The organism is Pseudoalteromonas umbrosa, assembly GCF_030125375.1.
Lineage (GTDB): Bacteria > Pseudomonadota > Gammaproteobacteria > Enterobacterales > Alteromonadaceae > Pseudoalteromonas > Pseudoalteromonas umbrosa.
In genome coordinates, this window is record NZ_JASJUU010000001.1 from 722,743 (window position 1) to 739,104 (window position 16,362).

Here is a 16,362-nt window from a genome sequence, read left to right on the forward strand (position 1 = left end):
AAGGCAGGGTTAAACAAGCGTCATGAGTAAAGCTCTATACTGGTTTACCGACGATTTGAGGCTTCAAGATAATTTGGCACTCAATTCCACTCTTTATGCATCTAGCAGCATTATGTTTATTTATGTTCTAGATGAATCTCTATTTTCGGCAACAAATTTTGATCATGTACATCTAGGTGAAAAGCGACTTAAATTTATTCAACAGTCGCTGCTTGATTTGTCTGAGCAACTACAGCAATTAGGTTATGAGCTATATGTGCTCAAAGGACATAGTAGAGAAGTCATAAATCATGTGATTACCCAAAAGGGGATTGAAGTTGTCGGCAGTCACTTAGGTTGTGGCTATGACGAGAGAACGACCTTTGAGTATATAAAATCAGACAATAGTAACGTTCGATTTATACACCAGCACAATAATTTGTTGTTTGGTCCACAGCAGCTTGAAGACAAAGATTTGAGTGGCTCTTTTTCAAAATTCAGGAAAAAAGCGGATAAACTCACGGTCTCTTCGAGCGTTGAAGAAACGTTCTCAGAGACTTTGCCTTTGCCCTTAGCTATAGACAGTACTGTGATAGAGAAGTATATGTTCAAACTAGACGGCTCAATACCTAGCGATGAAAGTCTGATTCAAGGTGGTGAGAAAGTGGCGCTTGATTACTTAGAAGAATACTTTTCTACACAAAGTGCATCGTCATACAAAATGACTCGAAATGCATTAGATGGAAAGTATAACTCTACGCAATTTAGCCCGTATTTGTCCGTTGGTAATATCTCACCAAGACAGATCATTAATAGGCTCGATATGTATGAGCAGCAGCACGGTGCAAATGACTCTACTTATTGGATCCGCTTTGAATTGATGTGGCGGGATTTTTTTCATCACAAAGCGATTCAAAAAGGGAGTAGTTTATTTAAGTTTGCAGGAGAAAAAGGCGCTCGTCCCTTAACAACTTATTACCCACAGCGATTCAAACGTTGGTGCAATGGAGCGACTCAGTTTCCACTTGTCAATGCATGTATGAGAGAGTTGAACGAAACTGGGTTTATGTCGAATCGCGGCAGACAAATTGTCGCAAGTTGCTTGGTTAATGAACTACAAGTTGATTGGCGCTATGGTGCAGCTTATTTTCAACAACAGTTGATTGATTATGATGTCGCCTCTAATTGGGGAAACTGGCAATATATCGCAGGAGTCGGTGATGACCCGAGAGGCGGACGACATTTCAATATTGAAAAGCAGGCGCAGATGTATGACCCCGATGGCGCATTTCAAGAAAAGTGGTCTAGTCATGCCAACATATTCAGTGAAGACGTTGATATGGTCGATTGGCCTGTAATGAGTGAAAAGCATGGCCATTAGCGTTGTCTGGTTAAAAAGGGACTTGCGTTTACAAGACCATGCAGCACTGTATAAGGCGACAAAAACAAATAAACAAGTGCTTTTATTGTATTGCTTTGAGCCGATCATGATAAAAGATGAACACACTTCTCGTCGTCATCTTAGATTTATATCCCAATCTCTCGAAGATATTTCAGAGCGAATAGATTCTGACAGTCTCTATTGTGCCTATGGGAGTATCATTGATGTGCTTGAGCAGATCAACCAAGAGGTTGGTATAGATGCATTGTACTCCCATCAAGAAATAGGGCTTGGCTTCACTTTTGAAAGAGATAAGCTCGTCGCAGCTTGGTGTAAAAAATTTGGTATAAATTGGGAAGAGTTCCCACAAGGCGCTGTGATCAGAGGACTTAAAGCAAGAACTAGTTGGGACAAAAACTGGCAAACCGTGATGCGTGAAGACACACTCGATATTGATTGCGCCGAGGTTAATTGGTTTCCAATTGGCGCACACTTTTCCATGCGCGTTGATATTAAGCGGTTTCAGTATGAAACTGAGGCTGTGCATTTTCAGCAAGGTGGTGAGACGCTGGCCTGGCGGGTTATTGAGTCATTTTTTTATGAGAGGGGCAAAGAGTATGCGTTTTCTTTATCAAGCCCAGAAAAATCTCAGCAACATTGCTCTCGGATATCTGCTCATCTCGCTTGGGGCAACGTGAGTCTGCGGCAAGTATATCAAACAGTCTTGGCCAATTGGAAAAAACCGCATTGGCGGCGCTCACTTGTTGCTTTTACGTCAAGGTTGCATTGGCATTGCCACTTTATGCAAAAATTTGAAAGTGAATGTGATATGGAGTTCAGGTGCGTTAATCGTGCCTATGAAGGCATGCCAAGGGTAAAGGGAGGTGAAGCTGCTGTTCGTCTAAAAGCATGGCAAGAAGGGAACACAGGTGTGCCTATGGTTGATGCGTGCATGCGCAGTTTGATAAAAACTGGGTATCTGAACTTTAGAATGCGCGCTATGTTGGTGAGTTTTTTATGTCACCACTTGGAGCTTGATTGGCGTGAAGGTGTTACCCACCTTGCTAAATTGTTTTTAGATTTTGAACCTGGGATCCACTACAGTCAGTTTCAGATGCAAGCTGGGGTAACAGGGATAAATACGATCCGTATTTATAACCCGGTTAAGCAAGGTGAAGATAAAGATCCAGAAGGTGTATTTGTGAAAAAGTGGGTACCTGAATTAGAAAATATACCAGCACCCCTTGTGCATGCACCATGGGATTTAACAGACATGGAGCAAATGATGTATGGCATTGAGCTTGGTGTCGATTATCCAAATCCTATCGTAGATTTAAAAGAAAGTTACACTCGCGCTCAAGCACTTATGTGGCATTGGAAAAAGCGAGAGGATGTAGCCATTGAAGCCAAGCGTGTTTTGGCAATACATGTAAGGTAAACACAGTGCATAAAAAAGTAAATTTACCCAGCAAAGTATGTGTTACATGCAAGCGCCCATTCACTTGGCGAAAAAAGTGGGAAAGGGACTGGGCTCACGTCAAATATTGTTCTAAGCGCTGTGCTTCAAACCGTCACAAAGAGAGTCAATAAAATATGTCTCAAACTTATCAAACACTTCGCTTAATTCTGGGCGATCAGCTTAATGCAGGTCATAGTTGGTACAATACCAAAGATGAAGGCACCTTGTATGTGATTGCTGAACTGAATCAGGAAACCAGTTATGTAAAGCACCATGTTCAAAAGGTATGTGCATTTTTTGCGGCGATGAAAGCATTTTCGGTTGCACTGCAAAAAGCGGGGCATAACGTGAGTCATTTAACGCTGGATGATACTCACCAATTTGCAACATTACCCGAACTACTCAATAGCTTGATAGCAAAATATGGCATAGCAAAATTTGAATATCAATTGCCAGATGAGTATCGGCTTAGAGATCAACTAAGTACTTTTTGTGCACAAATAGACATCGATAGCGGTGCCTATGAATCTGAGCATTTTTATTTATCAGATAGCGAGCTTTCCAGTTATTTTAGTGCCGGTAAAAAGCATAGATTAGAAGCGTTCTACCGTAAGATGCGAGTTAGGTTCAATATTTTGATGGATGGCTCTACTCCCTTTGGTGGAGAGTGGAACTTTGACAGCAATAACAGAAACAAACTCAAACAAAAAGATCTTTCGGAAATACCTGAGCCGCTGGTTTTTGCAAATGATGTAAGTGATGTATGGGAAAGGTTGCAAAGGCATCAGGTAAGTACTTTTGGCATATATGAAGCCAACAGCCTCTGGCCGATAACCAGAGCGCAAGCAAAAGAGTTATTACGCTCATTTTGCGAGACGCAGTTACCCAAGTTTGGATTTTTTCAAGACGCGATGACTTGTAAAGCAGATGATATGTATACAAAAAAACAATGGAGTTTGTATCACTCAAGGCTTTCTTTTGCGCTCAATAGTAAAATTATCAGTCCTCAGTTTGTGGTTGATACGGTTGTTGCCTATTTTGTGCAACATCAGCAGGAAATAGATATTGCGCAAGTAGAGGGCTTTGTCAGGCAAATCATTGGTTGGAGAGAGTTTGTTCGTGGGATCTACTGGGTAAACATGCCGCAATACGCTGAACTCAATGAGTTAGATGCAAAACGAGATTTACCTGACTGGTTTTGGAATGGCAAGACGCATATGAATTGTCAAAAGCATGCAGTAAAGCAGTCTCTTGATTATGCATATGCCCATCATATTCAACGTTTAATGGTAACAGGGAACTTTTGCCTGATTGCTGGTATTGACCCAAGGCAGGTTGATGATTGGTATTTGGGTGTTTATATCGACGCGATTGAATGGGTTGAAATGCCAAACACTCGAGGTATGAGTCAATTTGCAGATGGCGGCATAGTTGGTTCAAAAGCTTATGCAGCCAGTGGAAACTACGTGAACAAAATGAGTGACTATTGCTCAGACTGCCAATATGATATCAAGTCCGTTGCTGGTGACAATGCATGCCCGTTGAATTCACTCTATTGGCACTTTATGGACACGCATGAAGGCAAGTTTTCTTCTAACCCTCGTAATCGTATGGTATATGCCAATTGGCGTAAAAAAGCCCCTGAGCAAAGGGCGTTAATCATGGAACAAGCGGCATACTACCTTGATAACCTTAATAAACTGTAATTATTGGTGTTCAAAGTAAATGCGATAAGTACTGGACCAAATAGGGTAGTCAACATCAGTGGTGTAGCAAATAAAATCATCAGCAGCTATACCACTGACATTGAGTAGATACCTAAGCTTATTTTTTTGTTCTTCCAAAAGTTGACTGTGAGCAAAGTCATTTTCAAGAGGTGTTATTTTGAGTTCGGGAAACTCAGGAAAACGCTCAGTCCAAAGGTCACTTGCCTTTAATTTGCCTTCTTCAACTTTTTGATTACTGTGATAGCAACCGATATTGACAGTACTACATTTGTCTATTTGCTTTTCAAGTAAAACAAGCATAGTGAGCTTTTTTACTGGGTTTTTAATCGATAGGCTGGTTGAGCTGCATGGACTGTTTCGATCCAAGGGATTGACGACTTCGTCTGGGTTGTTAAATACAAAAGTGACATCGCTATTTTGGCTTGGCAAAGGGTCGAACACCAATCCAGAATTACTGGGTGAATAGGTACTAAATGCATTTAAAAAGCCAGAACTTGAAAGCTCTTTTGAAACACCCAGTGTGAACTCATTGGGCTTGAGGGCACTATTTGCTGTGATTTCGACTGGGCCATTGAAATGTTCAGGGTGAGGGTGAGTGTAAAACTGAACGAATGGCACAGCGCCAACAAGCCTATTTATACCTGACTTACTGATAAGTGCAACTTCTTGTAAATAGCTTGGATCGTTCTTATTTTCACGCAAAATATAGATGCAAAAAACCTCTTCAACACTGAATTTTAACAAAGCTTTAGCGGCGTGATAGAGCTGGGCTTTATGCTCTGACCCTTCTGACAGTACTTCAATATTCTTAGGCTCTTTAATCAAGCGCTTCAGGTCTGCATGGCTTTTAGCGTTGTTTTCTATACACTGAGCAAATAAGTCTACGACTTGATTAACTTGGCTTATCAAAGCTGAGGGTAGTAGGGGAGAGAGCTTGTCAGAGAGTAGCTGCAATGCTTGTAAGCCGGGTAGTTCAACCAAAACTTGTAAGCCATTATTGGCCTTGCAGGCTGCAAAAAATCTTTGGCTGTTTGAACGATTATAATCTAAATGCTTTGCGAAACCGCCAATCGTGTGAGCATGTTCAGGTAAAGCATGACTGACAGCTAAAAAGGTTTTTTGGATCCGCTCACCTAAGCGGGTTAATTCTGTTCGATTGTGTTGATTAAGTCCCATGCTCTCATTTGAGGTAATTTTTTGATATCAGATTACATGGGACTTAGCTGCTTTAAAAGTAAAATTTACATTTTACTATCAGTTTGTTAATTGCAAGGTTGGATCCGTGTCCAAGGTCCCCAGTCATCAGAGTTTGCAGGGTTTTCTCCTTGAACCCACCAATTTGCTTCATAAATCACATTGTCATGAGCAACCCGATCACCTTTGAAGTACACTTTTTCAGCCGACCAACTGGGCAAACCATTACAACCGCCAGAAACTTCTCCTACAGTAACAACTTTGTTTGACGTTGCAGATTGTCCTTGGCTATTTTTTGCTGTAAGCGTAATAGTGTATTGCCCCTTTACTGCATAGGTGTGCGTTGGAGAGGCAGCTGAACTCGTTTTACCATCACCAAAACTCCAAGAGTAGGACACTGCACCTGTACTTTGGTTTTGCAATGAAACCGTTAAATTGTTTTTAGTAATGGTAAAGCTTGCAACTGGCACTGGATCAGATGAGCCGTCGCAGTCACTGTCTTTACGCCAAACATTGCTATATAAATCTGGCTGCGCACCTTGAGACCACCAAATTGCCTCATATACAACACCATTGAATGTCACTTTGTCGCCAGGTGAATAACTTTTCGTTGCTAACCAGTTTTCTCCACAGCTAGGCGGTGTTCCGACACGGACTACCTGAGAAGTACTATTGGTTTGCCCTTTTGTGTCAGTGACAGTTAAAGTGACGTTAAACTCTCCGTTCGAATTGTAGTCATGACTCGGGTTTTCGGCGTTTGAAGAAGCGTTGCCTTGGCCAAAACTCCAATCAAATTGAGCAATTCCTTTGTCATCAGTTGAAGTACTGGTGAAGTTAACCGCTGTACCATTGACGCTATATCTAAAATTAGCGACAGGTGGTTTGTCATTTGGAATATCAATAATGCCCGTTTTTTGCTTAATCCAATCTAAATAGCTGGTGGTACGAGTAAAGGCAGTAGCTCCCTGACAGGCAATTCCCCAACTGACAGTACCAATGCTATAAAAGTCACTTCCGACGCGCACAGCATAGGGGCCGCCACTATCGCCATTACATGCTGAACGACCACCTTCACCACCGCCGCATATGACAGAGCCAGGAATAGAAAAGTTAAGTAAAGAGCTACAACTATTGTTGCTAATGACTGGTAGTTCGGCTTCACGTAAAACATCGCTAGGTCTGCCTCGGTTTGAGGTTAAACCCCAACCAGATACTGTGACATAAGCGCCAACATTTGCATATTGTGACTCGATTGCTGCGGTTGGTAACTTTGCGGGTGTATATTGATTGGGGGCAGGCGAGGCGAGTTTCAACAAAGCAATGTCATACCCTGAGCGGATCCCATTAGCACCGCGCCATCTTTCATGATTTATAATCTGAGATACTCTAATTGTTTGGCCATCACCACGGCTGATTGAGTGTGCACCGACTCGTACTGTTAAACTTGATGTAGATGCGCTGTCCAAGCAGTGGGCTGCTGTTAATACCCAATCCGGACTGATCAGTGTGCCGCCACAGCCTTGGCGACCATTCATCATTAGAGCGACTTGATATGGTCTTGAATATGCAGGTGTTTCAATTCCTCCAACGACATTCGGTTGAACATCGGTCGGCGGTGTGGCATATGCATTTAATGCGGCGACTGTGAGTGCAGATAATAATAAGTTAACCTTTTTCATGATGTATCTTTTCCTTCATATGCTCGAAATTGAGCCTTTATATGAATAATCTGAGATACACCTTACTTTCAAGTGGTGGTTGAAAAATCATCAGTGGTAAGACCATGTGCTTTTTTGGGAATAAAATACAACTTAAGTAACACTAACAGCACTTTGTGTGTAACAATAATTTTACAAAGGGGAGTGTTGAAAAGTTGAATAAAAAAAGCGAGCCTGTATGCTCGCTTTAGACCTAGGGGAAGGAAGTGTTAGAAATTGTATCTAGCAGAAAGCTTCCAGTTTCTTGGTTCACCCCAATTTACATAGCCTTGAGAAGTTGAAATGGCATCGTAATATTTTTTGTCGAATAAATTGTCAATATTCAAAGATAAGCTCAGATTGTCAGACACATCGTATCGCGCCATTAAATTAAATAAGGCAACTGAACCATGCGTACGGATTTCGTCGACTTCAATAGGGGACACTTCTTGCCATCTATTTAGGCCGTAATCTAAATTACCTGAAGGACGTGTACTGTTTACCCAGTAGCTATCTTTCCAGTTTACACCTATGCCAACTGTTAAGTTTTCAATTAGATCGGTCGGTTGATAAGTCGTATAAATATTTATTAGCTGTTCAGGGACTTCACTATTAAGCTGTGAACCGTGCTCATCTTCAGATCTTGCATATGAATAGCCTGCATATACATTAAAACCTGGATGGACTTCACCACTTAGCTCAAATTCAAAGCCACTTGTTTGCGTTTCATCTATCAGCATAGTGATAGTGTTGCCATTGGGCGTTAGTTGCCGAGAAAAAGCAGGATCTGCTTTTGCAACATTATTTTTATTACTTTCGAAGATAGCGAATGAAAAGTTAAGTAAGCCAATTTCAGCTTTTAAACCGGCTTCTATACTTTCGCCAACAATTGGAGATTGTAGGTTGTCATCTTTGTCATATGCGTTCTGAGGTTCAAATGCATCGGTATAACTTGCATACAAGCTAAATTCGTCGTTGATATCGTAGATAAGGCCGGCATATGGTGTTAATTCATTACTTACCTCGTAACTACCTTTTATATTCTGGGCAAATAACTGTGTTCGTCGGTTAGTTCGATAATCGACAACTTCCCAATCAGTTGCTCTAACGCCAATAATAGATTTTAAATTATCGGTTAGGGACAAACGAGTAGCGACGTAAAAACCGCTGCTTTCATGATTTGTTGTATAATTTGCAGTATCTATGTGCTGATAGGCGTAACGCGGTAAGTCACCGGTCCAATCGAAATAGTTAATATTATTAATAGAAATATCGCGTTGACCATCTGTTTTGTTATAACCAATACGTTCTCTATCAAACATATTAAATCCGACAATTAAATCATGTTCTCTACCTAAGAGATCAAAGCCGCCTTGCAAGTTAATATCAAATGTCTTTTGAGTGTCTTTAGAATCACTAATTACAAAGTTATAACCATGACCAACTTCAGGGTTGACTGATCCATCTTTCGCGTAAAAGTCGTTTGTCCAAACGAAGAACAGGTTACCACCTTCCATTTCTATGGTGTTATACGTTGCGATTGTGTTTAGTTGCCATCCATTATCAAAACCGTGGTTTAAACTAGCAAAAATTGTGTTTTCTTCTAGGGGCCATGAACTGTATTTGGCGGCAAGCCCTGTTGAACCTCTTTCTAGGTTCATTAATGAACCATCGATGAAATAATAAGGTGTTGCGTGAGAGTTCATCGCACCTAATGACTCGGTATCTGCAAACTCATACCCGACTCGTAATAAAGTTGACTCTGTAACATCTGCTTCAGCAGTCATATAAACGGATGTTTTTTCTTGACTATATCTATCAATAAACGAGTCTCTATCGAAATGCGCTGCTGCTACCCTTGCGCGAATACTGCCATCACTATTTAGAGGTGTTGAAACATCGAGTTCAACGCGGTTATTGTTCCAGCGTCCTGTTGTAATCCCAACATGACCATCCAGCTCTTTACTGATGGCGCGTTTACGGACAAGGTTAACAGTGGCTGTAGGAGAACCTACACCAGTCATTAAGCCGTTTGCACCTCGGAGGATTTCCACACGTTCATAAGCAATTGCATCTCCATTTACATCAGAGCGGCGACCGCCAGGAAATTGTTGAACACCGTCAACTTGAACTAAGTTGATTCTTTCACCACGGGCGACGAAAAACGGTCTATCTTGGCCTCGCGAAGAGCTTGCATAAACGCCAGTTGTATGTTGTAAAATATCCTTGATATTTACTGATTTCCAATCTTCTAATTGCTGCTGTGTTATCACTGAAACTGACTGAGGAGTCTCTTTCAGTGACAAAATCATTTTAGTTGCCGATTTTGTGGCTGCATCTGAATAATTACCCGTCGTTGAGGCTGTGACGTAAATATGCTCAATTTCATTTGCTGTTTTAGAACCGTCTGGCGCAGATTTAGCAAGCGCTTGAGTGCCTGTTAAAGCGGTAACTAAAGCAACAGTAAGCGGTGTTAAGCGAAGAGACTTAGAAGAGTGAAAAGTAGTAGAGTTGTCCATAAAATCCTATCCAAAGAACAAATAAATGTCATTAACCAATTTGATACAACGGGTCATTGAGCAAAGAGAATTACAATAGTTCTCTGTACCAAATATAGTGTTAAATGATAACGGTTTGCATTATCGTTAAGTTTGTTTTTAAGTCAAGTTGAATCAGGTGTGATGGCATGATTATTTGTCATATATTAAATCTTTCATTTAACAGTTGGTTTTTATGTAAATTTTAACTGCGTAGAAATGTCTAATCTCGATGTCGCTTTTTATATCTATCACTGATAGCGCAAAAATAGGCTTTGCAAGCAAGGTTAGTGCGAGTATTTAAATGTCACAAAAGTAGCAAAATAATTCATCATCTCTTGGTTGTTTTTTAATCTGCGTTTGTTAGTCTAGTAAGTCTTAGTGTGGATGTACCTAGTTTGTTACCTGTGAATAAATATAAGAAGATAGGTTATGGGAGATTTATTTCTAAAGAGACGAGAGAATTGGTGGGTCTGGATAACTTGGGGGGTAGTGGGATGTATTATTTGCCACTATTTATTAAGTAATGTTAGTAATGCTTGGTTGTCGCTTAGTTCACCCGCTGTTTTACTTGTAGTCCTTACTGCTTGGATGAATTTTAATAAACGCTTTGATTTTTTAGCTGCTTTAAAAATATTTATAGTTGTTGCGTCTATTTCAGTTATTCCATTGTTGGCGAAAAAAATCAGCGGTTGGGACGAAGTTATTCATATCGCGGTTGACTCCGGCTCTGTATTTTTATGTATTGTATTAGTCAGTGTTATTTGTGCGCTATTGGCAAGGCGGCCTAAACAGTATTACTGAATTAAAAATTGAAAACTATTGCGCAAACTTCAAAAAATACTTTACATATTTATGAATACTCTTTATTATGCGCGCCAACAACGGAGAGATGGCTGAGTGGTTGAAAGCACCGGTCTTGAAAACCGGCATACGTTAATAGCGTATCTAGGGTTCAAATCCCTATCTCTCCGCCACCTCATTCCCAAAACCGCCTAACGGCGGTTTTTTTCGTTTGGAGAATTCAATGACTCAAGATGTTGTTAAACATTGTTCATTATGGGTTGTCTTTAGCTTCTTTTATTTAAGTGGACTGCAAATGGCTGTGATTATGTCAATTGATGGTCAACCGCAGCCAACCATTTGGAAAACGTTGTTTTATACCTTCTTGTATAATGCGCTTATAGGACACCTCATAACTAAATACGAAAAGTTATGGCCATTTTTAGCTTCAATCGTTATATCTCTATTTGGTGTTGTTGGTTTTGGTGTCTATTTCGACGATAAATTAGCAGGCTATAGTAATGAGTTAATCATTGGTTTAGTTTTATCTCTGCCTTTTGCTACCTTCTTGGTAAAACAATTAAAATCAAAAAGTTTAGAGAATAACGCCTAAGGTATTATAAATAGGGCGTGTATTTGCTTAGCGCCCTATAAGTTACCTGTTGTCTATGCTACACTGCGCGTCCTTTTAGAATGATAAATAAAGTGAATTTATATGTCAGATTTATTCAACACAGACGCTGGTAAAGCGAGCTACGGTATTGGTCTTCAAATGGGTGAGCAATTAAAAGCGAACCCTTTCGAAGGTCTTGACTTAAACGCAGTTTTCGAAGGTATGAAAGACGCTTACACTGGCGGTGAATTCCGCGTTGAGATCCCAGAGATCCAAGCTGCTTTCGAGAAAATCAACAGCGAAATTCAAGCACGTCGTGAAGAAGAAGCTAAAGTTCTAGCTGCTGAAGGTACTGCTTTCTTAGAAGAAAACGCGAAGCGTGCAGAAGTAACAGTAACTGAGTCTGGTCTACAGTACGAAGTTGTAGCTACTGGTGAAGGTGACAAGCCTTCTGCTGAGTCAACAGTTCGTGTTCATTACCACGGTACGCTAATCAATGGTACAGTGTTCGATAGTTCATATGACCGTGGTCAGCCTGCTGAATTCCCAGTAAATGGCGTTATCAAAGGTTGGACAGAAGCACTTCAGCTTATGAATGCTGGTACTAAGTTACGTCTATACATCCCACACGACCTAGCATACGGTGAGCGTGGTGCAGGCGCATCTATCGCACCTTACTCAACACTTATCTTTGATGTTGAGCTTTTAGAGATCCTATAATTTAGGCTATCTTTAAAGTTGCATGCTCAGTTCGCGCTGAGCATGCATATTCCTACTGATCAAAAAACTCATAAAGCTCTGAAAGCGTCGTCTTCCTTTCATTATTTTCAACCAAAAACTCCATACCATAATAGGTATATTCGTGGTTTTTCTCTTCTTTTCTAACAACTCGTGCTGAAATCTTCATTGGAGACTGACTCATATATTCTTTGTAATTTTTTCTTGGTAAGTACATTATCAGTGTTAAATTTGTATCAATATCGAGTTCTTGGTTTAATTGTTTACTTAATGTGACGCCACAGCCAACGCAGCTAAGCTCACGAGTAATTGTTGAATAGTCCTTATCCTCACAGATAATCTTAATTTTAATTTTTGCTTCAAGTCTGTCAGAGCGTCTTTTTTCATGGCGCTTTTGAATCGCGTCTTTATCTTCGTCAAAGTGAAAGCCATCCATCAAATTGTTTACTAGCTCTGATGTTTGATAAAGGTCAGCACCAATCATAGAGACCATTTGTGCTTTTTCGGCATTTTGCTGAAGGGAAGAAAACAAGTGCTGTAGCTTGAGTTGCATTTCATGCATTTGATGACTCTGCTGCTCAGAGCGGTTGGCTATTTGATCATTTGCCGAGATAATACTGTCGATAGTATTGGTCATTGCTCTTAAGGCTTGACCACTTTCATCTGAGCGCTGCTTACTGACATCAACTTGATGAATAATATCTGTCATTAAACGCGTAACATCGACGACTTTATGCGTGAGCTGAGAAATAACGCCTCTGATTTCATCAGTTGAGTTTGCTGTTCTTTGCGCCAAATTTCTAACTTCATCGGCGACGACTGCAAAACCACGGCCTTGCTCGCCAGCTCTAGCTGCTTCGATGGCTGCGTTGAGTGCAATTAACGCAGTTTGATCGGCAACGGTCGAGATTGCATCTGTAACAGACTCAATTTGTTCACTGGCCGATTTAAGCTCCTCAACGCCTGCAGATGCGAGAGTAACAACTTCAACCGTTCTTACCATTTCATTTAAGTTACTCTCAACAGCTTGTATGCCTGTATCTGCTTCTGTTTTGGCTTGTTCTAGTACAGTTTGGCTTTGCTCAATGGCCTGCCCAGACTCCACCAATAAATCCATAAATGACTCGATGACTCGCATTACTTCTGAGTAGCTCGCATTTTCATTTTTGGCAACGGTACTTATTTCAGTTGCAATGGCTGCAACTTGGTGTGCGGAGTGACCAACTTGTCTTGATTGTCTGCGTACGGTAGATATAGTCGAGGACAAAGAGAGCGTCATGTGGTTAAAGCTCTCAGAAAGTTGGTTTAATTCATCGTCGGAACGGATCACAAAGTAATCTTGTTTGGTTTTAAAGTCGCCGACTGAAATATTCTGTGCTCTACCTAATAAGGATTTGACTCGATTACGTAATTTACTGCTAAACATGACACTTATCACGCCTGCAATGATAATGGTTAATACGGAACTTAAAGCAAGCACAACAAACATGTTAGACAATGCACTTTGTGTATCATCAATGCCTTGTTTGGTGACGCGCTCAACGTGTTGGTTCATTTCGCGAAGCTCGTCAAAAATTGTTTCGGTCAATGGCTTAATGGTATTGCTGAGGTGGTTTGTCGCAAAATTAGACTCGTTACTGGCTTGTTTCTCGAAGGCTAAAATTGTAATTGGCGCAAGCTTTTCTCGCTCTTCGCTATAAGCTTCCCAGTACTCAAGCTGCTGGTCAGTGAAGAGCTCTTCATAATCATCAAGAATTGATACAAAGGCGTCACTGTTTTTAAACCATGCTTGGTCGAACCCATCAATGTTTTTTTGTTCGCGTGTTAACAAAAATGCGCGCAGTTCAGAAATGGCTGTCGCAAAGCTTACTTCTGAGTCAACAAGCAGCTTAAATAACTCAATTCTGTCTTCATCTAACTCTTGCTCACTCTCTATTTCTATCATCTGGGCGAGGAGTTGCACCATAGACTCCGCAAGCGGGATCGCGTCTGTGACTAACAGCTTCACTGCTGGTTCATTATCAAGTGTATTCGCTATGTTAGAAATGATCTGTTGTTCTTGTTTGAGCTTTTTTAAGTTTGCGTTGATTATTGAGAGCTTACTGTCACTAAACCCAGTTTGCTTTGCAAATTCACTTAGGCTTGAAAAGTCTTGATCTATATCTTTCCACGCATCATCACGCTTGGTAATCGCAGTATTACGTGCCTGTACATCGCTGCCAGTAATGATCTGTTCTTCAAGCGCAATAAGTGAATCTAAAATGTGCATTTTCAAATCTGAATTGACGTTTACAAGTGGAATGGAAACTGACGAGACTTGCGTAAAATTACCGGCGAGCGTGCCTGTACTTAAATAGACAAAGAAGTTACTAAATATTCCTAAAGAAGTAATTATGCCAAACGCTAAAAGCATTTGCGCGGCAATGCCCGGAACGAAACGAGAAATTTTCATATTGTGTCGTGAGCTCTGATTGTTAGTAGCCTAGGCAGACGGTTTGTACCTAATTAATTGGTTTTAATAAACTTTTATTAAAAGCTACTAATTTTTTGATTTATTGAAAAATATAGACAATCCTTCGGTAAGGTCAAAGTTTATACCTAAATATTTACAATTAAAGATGGCTTACTGTGGGGGCAAGTAATGGATTGTAACAAGGGGATTATGTTGTCGTTTGTGTTGGCTATTAGCGCAAATGTGTTGGCGGTTGACTCGCCTGCGTTCGGTAATTTATCTACGCCCGATGTAGATGACATAGAATATTTTGATGACGAAGAGCCAAGTGAGAGGGAAATTGAGCTTGGAAAAATGTTGTTTTTTGACCACAGGTTATCAAAAAATCAAAATCAATCCTGTGCAACTTGCCACAATCCTGAGCTCGGTTTTAGTGATGGGTTGGCAAAGGGAATTGGCAGTGGTGGCGATATATTAGGCCGTAACGCGCCACATTTATATAACCTCGCATGGTCTGCCATTTTCTTTTGGGATGGACGAGCGAAAACTTTGGAAGAACAGGCTTTAGGGCCTATCGTCTCTGATGTTGAAATGCAAATGACGCCAAAAGAAGCTGTTGGTCGGCTTAAGAAAATTCCTTTTTATAACAGAGAGTTTAAAGAGATTTATGGCAGCTTAACGTTTGAAAATATCGGCAGGGCGATTGCTGCATTTGAAAAAACCATCATTAGTGATAATTCAGCATTTGACCAATACCTTGCTGGAGAAAAGCAAGCAATGTCACACTCTGCGATTCGAGGGTTGCAATTATTTGTCGGTAAGGCACGTTGTGTGAAGTGCCATGACGGCGCAAACTTCACAGATGATAGCTTTCATAATATCGGTATAGAAGACAATGATGAAGGCCGCTTTCTTATTGACCCCAACAGTAAATTAAAGGGCGCATTTAAAACCCCAGGCCTCAGAAATATCATTATGAGTGCGCCTTACATGCATGATGGCTCACTGGCCAGCTTAGAAGAAGTGGTTGAGCATTACGACAAAGGTGCTGTGAACGTAAAAGACGTAAGCCCATTGATAGTCCCTCTAAATCTAAACCCGCAAGAAAAAGCAGATTTAATCGCATTTATGGCTGCATTGACAGATCCTGTTGTGATACAGCGACCTAAATTGCCTAACTAAGGAGTAAAAATGAAACAGTATTTATTAATCGGCATGAGCTTGTGCTCCATATTTTCTGCGCATGCAGCAGTGTTAACTGGCGAGTTAGAGTTTGTGAAAAAGCCGTCTTTTGTTGGTGTTGTATACGCTAAAGGAGGAAAGGGGCCTAGCACTGCTGAGCTTGATCAATCGAACAAAATATTTGATAAAAAAGCGGTTGTGATAGGTAAAAATGGCGAAATCACATTTAAAAACTCTGATGAATTTCAGCACAATATTTTTGCAAATGACCCAAACTCTGGCGTTAAGTTTGATGTCGGCTTAATGAATCAAGGCCAAACTACCAAGGTGGCTGCTAACTGGAGTGAAAACACATTGACTCGGATCGGGTGTAAAATTCATCCAAAAATGCGCAGTTATATAGCCAATGTCAATTCAGATGCATATCAGGTTTTACCCTTTACTAAAAAGCAAAAAGTTTACCCTATTGAATTAGATGTTGGGACGCACACCGAGTTTGTATTACAAATTCCTAAATACGACCCTGTCGAACTTAAATTAGCCAAAGGGCAGCAAACAAGTGTGGATGTTATGTATAAGGGGAAAAAGCGTGCGACGTTGAAGCTTGCTTTAAACTAGGG

13 protein-coding genes and 1 tRNA gene are annotated in these 16,362 nt (G+C 40.6%); 10 read left to right on the forward strand and 4 right to left on the reverse strand.

Annotated elements, in window-relative coordinates; genetic code table 11:
* Positions 1-22 precede the first annotated feature (22 nt).
* The 4 genes from QNM16_RS03105 to QNM16_RS03120 are packed head-to-tail and all read left to right on the forward strand — an operon-like array spanning position 23 to position 4,525.
* Positions 23-1,360, forward strand: a complete 1,338-nt coding sequence (locus QNM16_RS03105; protein ID WP_284019116.1) for a DASH family cryptochrome — start codon at positions 23-25, stop codon at positions 1,358-1,360.
* A complete protein-coding gene (locus QNM16_RS03110; RefSeq protein ID WP_284019117.1) occupies positions 1,350-2,798 on the forward strand; it encodes a cryptochrome/deoxyribodipyrimidine photo-lyase family protein in 1,449 nt (482 codons plus the stop codon). The genes QNM16_RS03105 and QNM16_RS03110 overlap by 11 nt, the downstream gene beginning before the upstream one ends.
* Before the next feature lie 5 nt (positions 2,799-2,803).
* The gene (locus tag QNM16_RS03115; protein ID WP_284019118.1) at positions 2,804-2,950 is read left to right on the forward strand and encodes a DUF2256 domain-containing protein; all 147 of its coding nucleotides are present in this window, start codon (positions 2,804-2,806) and stop codon (positions 2,948-2,950) included.
* A gap of 3 nt (positions 2,951-2,953) precedes the next feature.
* Positions 2,954-4,525 carry a cryptochrome/photolyase family protein gene (locus QNM16_RS03120; protein ID WP_284019119.1) on the forward strand — a complete coding sequence of 524 codons (1,572 nt, stop codon included), beginning with the start codon at positions 2,954-2,956 and terminating at the stop codon, positions 4,523-4,525.
* Here the strand turns inward: QNM16_RS03120 and QNM16_RS03125 are convergent, their stop codons facing one another.
* The 3 genes from QNM16_RS03125 to QNM16_RS03135 form a co-directional block, all read right to left on the reverse strand.
* Positions 4,526-5,722, reverse strand: coding sequence for a hypothetical protein (locus QNM16_RS03125; RefSeq protein ID WP_284019120.1), 1,197 nt, complete (start codon positions 5,720-5,722; stop codon positions 4,526-4,528).
* Positions 5,723-5,808: 86 nt separating this feature from the next.
* The gene (locus QNM16_RS03130; protein ID WP_284019121.1) at positions 5,809-7,419 is read right to left on the reverse strand and encodes a trypsin-like serine protease; all 1,611 of its coding nucleotides are present in this window, start codon (positions 7,417-7,419) and stop codon (positions 5,809-5,811) included.
* Between the two features lie 248 nt (positions 7,420-7,667).
* The gene (locus tag QNM16_RS03135) at positions 7,668-9,956 is read right to left on the reverse strand and encodes a TonB-dependent siderophore receptor (protein ID WP_284019122.1); all 2,289 of its coding nucleotides are present in this window, start codon (positions 9,954-9,956) and stop codon (positions 7,668-7,670) included.
* 450 nt (positions 9,957-10,406) lie between these two features.
* Between QNM16_RS03135 and QNM16_RS03140 the strand changes: the two genes are divergently transcribed.
* From QNM16_RS03140 to QNM16_RS03155, 4 genes are all read left to right on the forward strand, one after another.
* Complete coding sequence (locus tag QNM16_RS03140; RefSeq protein ID WP_284019123.1) at positions 10,407-10,778, forward strand: hypothetical protein; 372 nt, start codon at positions 10,407-10,409, stop codon at positions 10,776-10,778.
* An 82-nt stretch (positions 10,779-10,860) separates the two neighbouring features.
* A tRNA-Ser gene (locus tag QNM16_RS03145) sits at positions 10,861-10,951 on the forward strand.
* Between the two features lie 50 nt (positions 10,952-11,001).
* Positions 11,002-11,370: a hypothetical protein gene (locus QNM16_RS03150; protein WP_284019124.1), complete on the forward strand. Its 369-nt coding sequence runs from the start codon at positions 11,002-11,004 to the stop codon at positions 11,368-11,370.
* Between the two features lie 102 nt (positions 11,371-11,472).
* Entirely contained in the window at positions 11,473-12,090 is a 618-nt protein-coding gene (locus QNM16_RS03155; protein ID WP_284019126.1) for an FKBP-type peptidyl-prolyl cis-trans isomerase, read from the forward strand.
* 52 nt (positions 12,091-12,142) lie between these two features.
* Here QNM16_RS03155 and QNM16_RS03160 read toward each other — a convergent pair whose 3' ends face one another.
* Positions 12,143-14,560, reverse strand: a complete 2,418-nt coding sequence (locus QNM16_RS03160; protein WP_284019127.1) for a methyl-accepting chemotaxis protein — start codon at positions 14,558-14,560, stop codon at positions 12,143-12,145.
* 189 nt (positions 14,561-14,749) lie between these two features.
* On the opposite strand from QNM16_RS03160, the gene QNM16_RS03165 reads away from it, so the two are divergent.
* The gene (locus tag QNM16_RS03165; RefSeq protein ID WP_284019128.1) at positions 14,750-15,742 is read left to right on the forward strand and encodes a cytochrome-c peroxidase; all 993 of its coding nucleotides are present in this window, start codon (positions 14,750-14,752) and stop codon (positions 15,740-15,742) included.
* A gap of 9 nt (positions 15,743-15,751) precedes the next feature.
* On the forward strand, positions 15,752-16,360 hold the full coding sequence (locus QNM16_RS03170) for a cupredoxin domain-containing protein (protein WP_284019129.1): 609 nt from the start codon (positions 15,752-15,754) through the stop codon (positions 16,358-16,360).
* The last annotated feature ends 2 nt before the right edge of the window (positions 16,361-16,362 follow it).

Bases quoted from the DNA above. Each gene is read 5' to 3' on its own strand.
- QNM16_RS03105 (WP_284019116.1), top strand. From the start codon at position 23: ATGAGTAAAGCTCTATACTGGTTTACCGACGATTTGAGGCTTCAAGAT.
- QNM16_RS03110 (WP_284019117.1), top strand. From the start codon at position 1,350: ATGGCCATTAGCGTTGTCTGGTTAAAAAGGGACTTGCGTTTACAAGAC.
- QNM16_RS03120 (WP_284019119.1), top strand. From the start codon at position 2,954: ATGTCTCAAACTTATCAAACACTTCGCTTAATTCTGGGCGATCAGCTT.
- QNM16_RS03125 (WP_284019120.1), bottom strand. From the start codon at position 5,722: ATGGGACTTAATCAACACAATCGAACAGAATTAACCCGCTTAGGTGAG.
- QNM16_RS03130 (WP_284019121.1), bottom strand. From the start codon at position 7,419: ATGAAAAAGGTTAACTTATTATTATCTGCACTCACAGTCGCCGCATTA.
- QNM16_RS03135 (WP_284019122.1), bottom strand. From the start codon at position 9,956: ATGGACAACTCTACTACTTTTCACTCTTCTAAGTCTCTTCGCTTAACA.
- QNM16_RS03140 (WP_284019123.1), top strand. From the start codon at position 10,407: ATGGGAGATTTATTTCTAAAGAGACGAGAGAATTGGTGGGTCTGGATA.
- QNM16_RS03150 (WP_284019124.1), top strand. From the start codon at position 11,002: ATGACTCAAGATGTTGTTAAACATTGTTCATTATGGGTTGTCTTTAGC.
- QNM16_RS03155 (WP_284019126.1), top strand. From the start codon at position 11,473: ATGTCAGATTTATTCAACACAGACGCTGGTAAAGCGAGCTACGGTATT.
- QNM16_RS03160 (WP_284019127.1), bottom strand. From the start codon at position 14,560: ATGAAAATTTCTCGTTTCGTTCCGGGCATTGCCGCGCAAATGCTTTTA.
- QNM16_RS03165 (WP_284019128.1), top strand. From the start codon at position 14,750: ATGGATTGTAACAAGGGGATTATGTTGTCGTTTGTGTTGGCTATTAGC.
- QNM16_RS03170 (WP_284019129.1), top strand. From the start codon at position 15,752: ATGAAACAGTATTTATTAATCGGCATGAGCTTGTGCTCCATATTTTCT.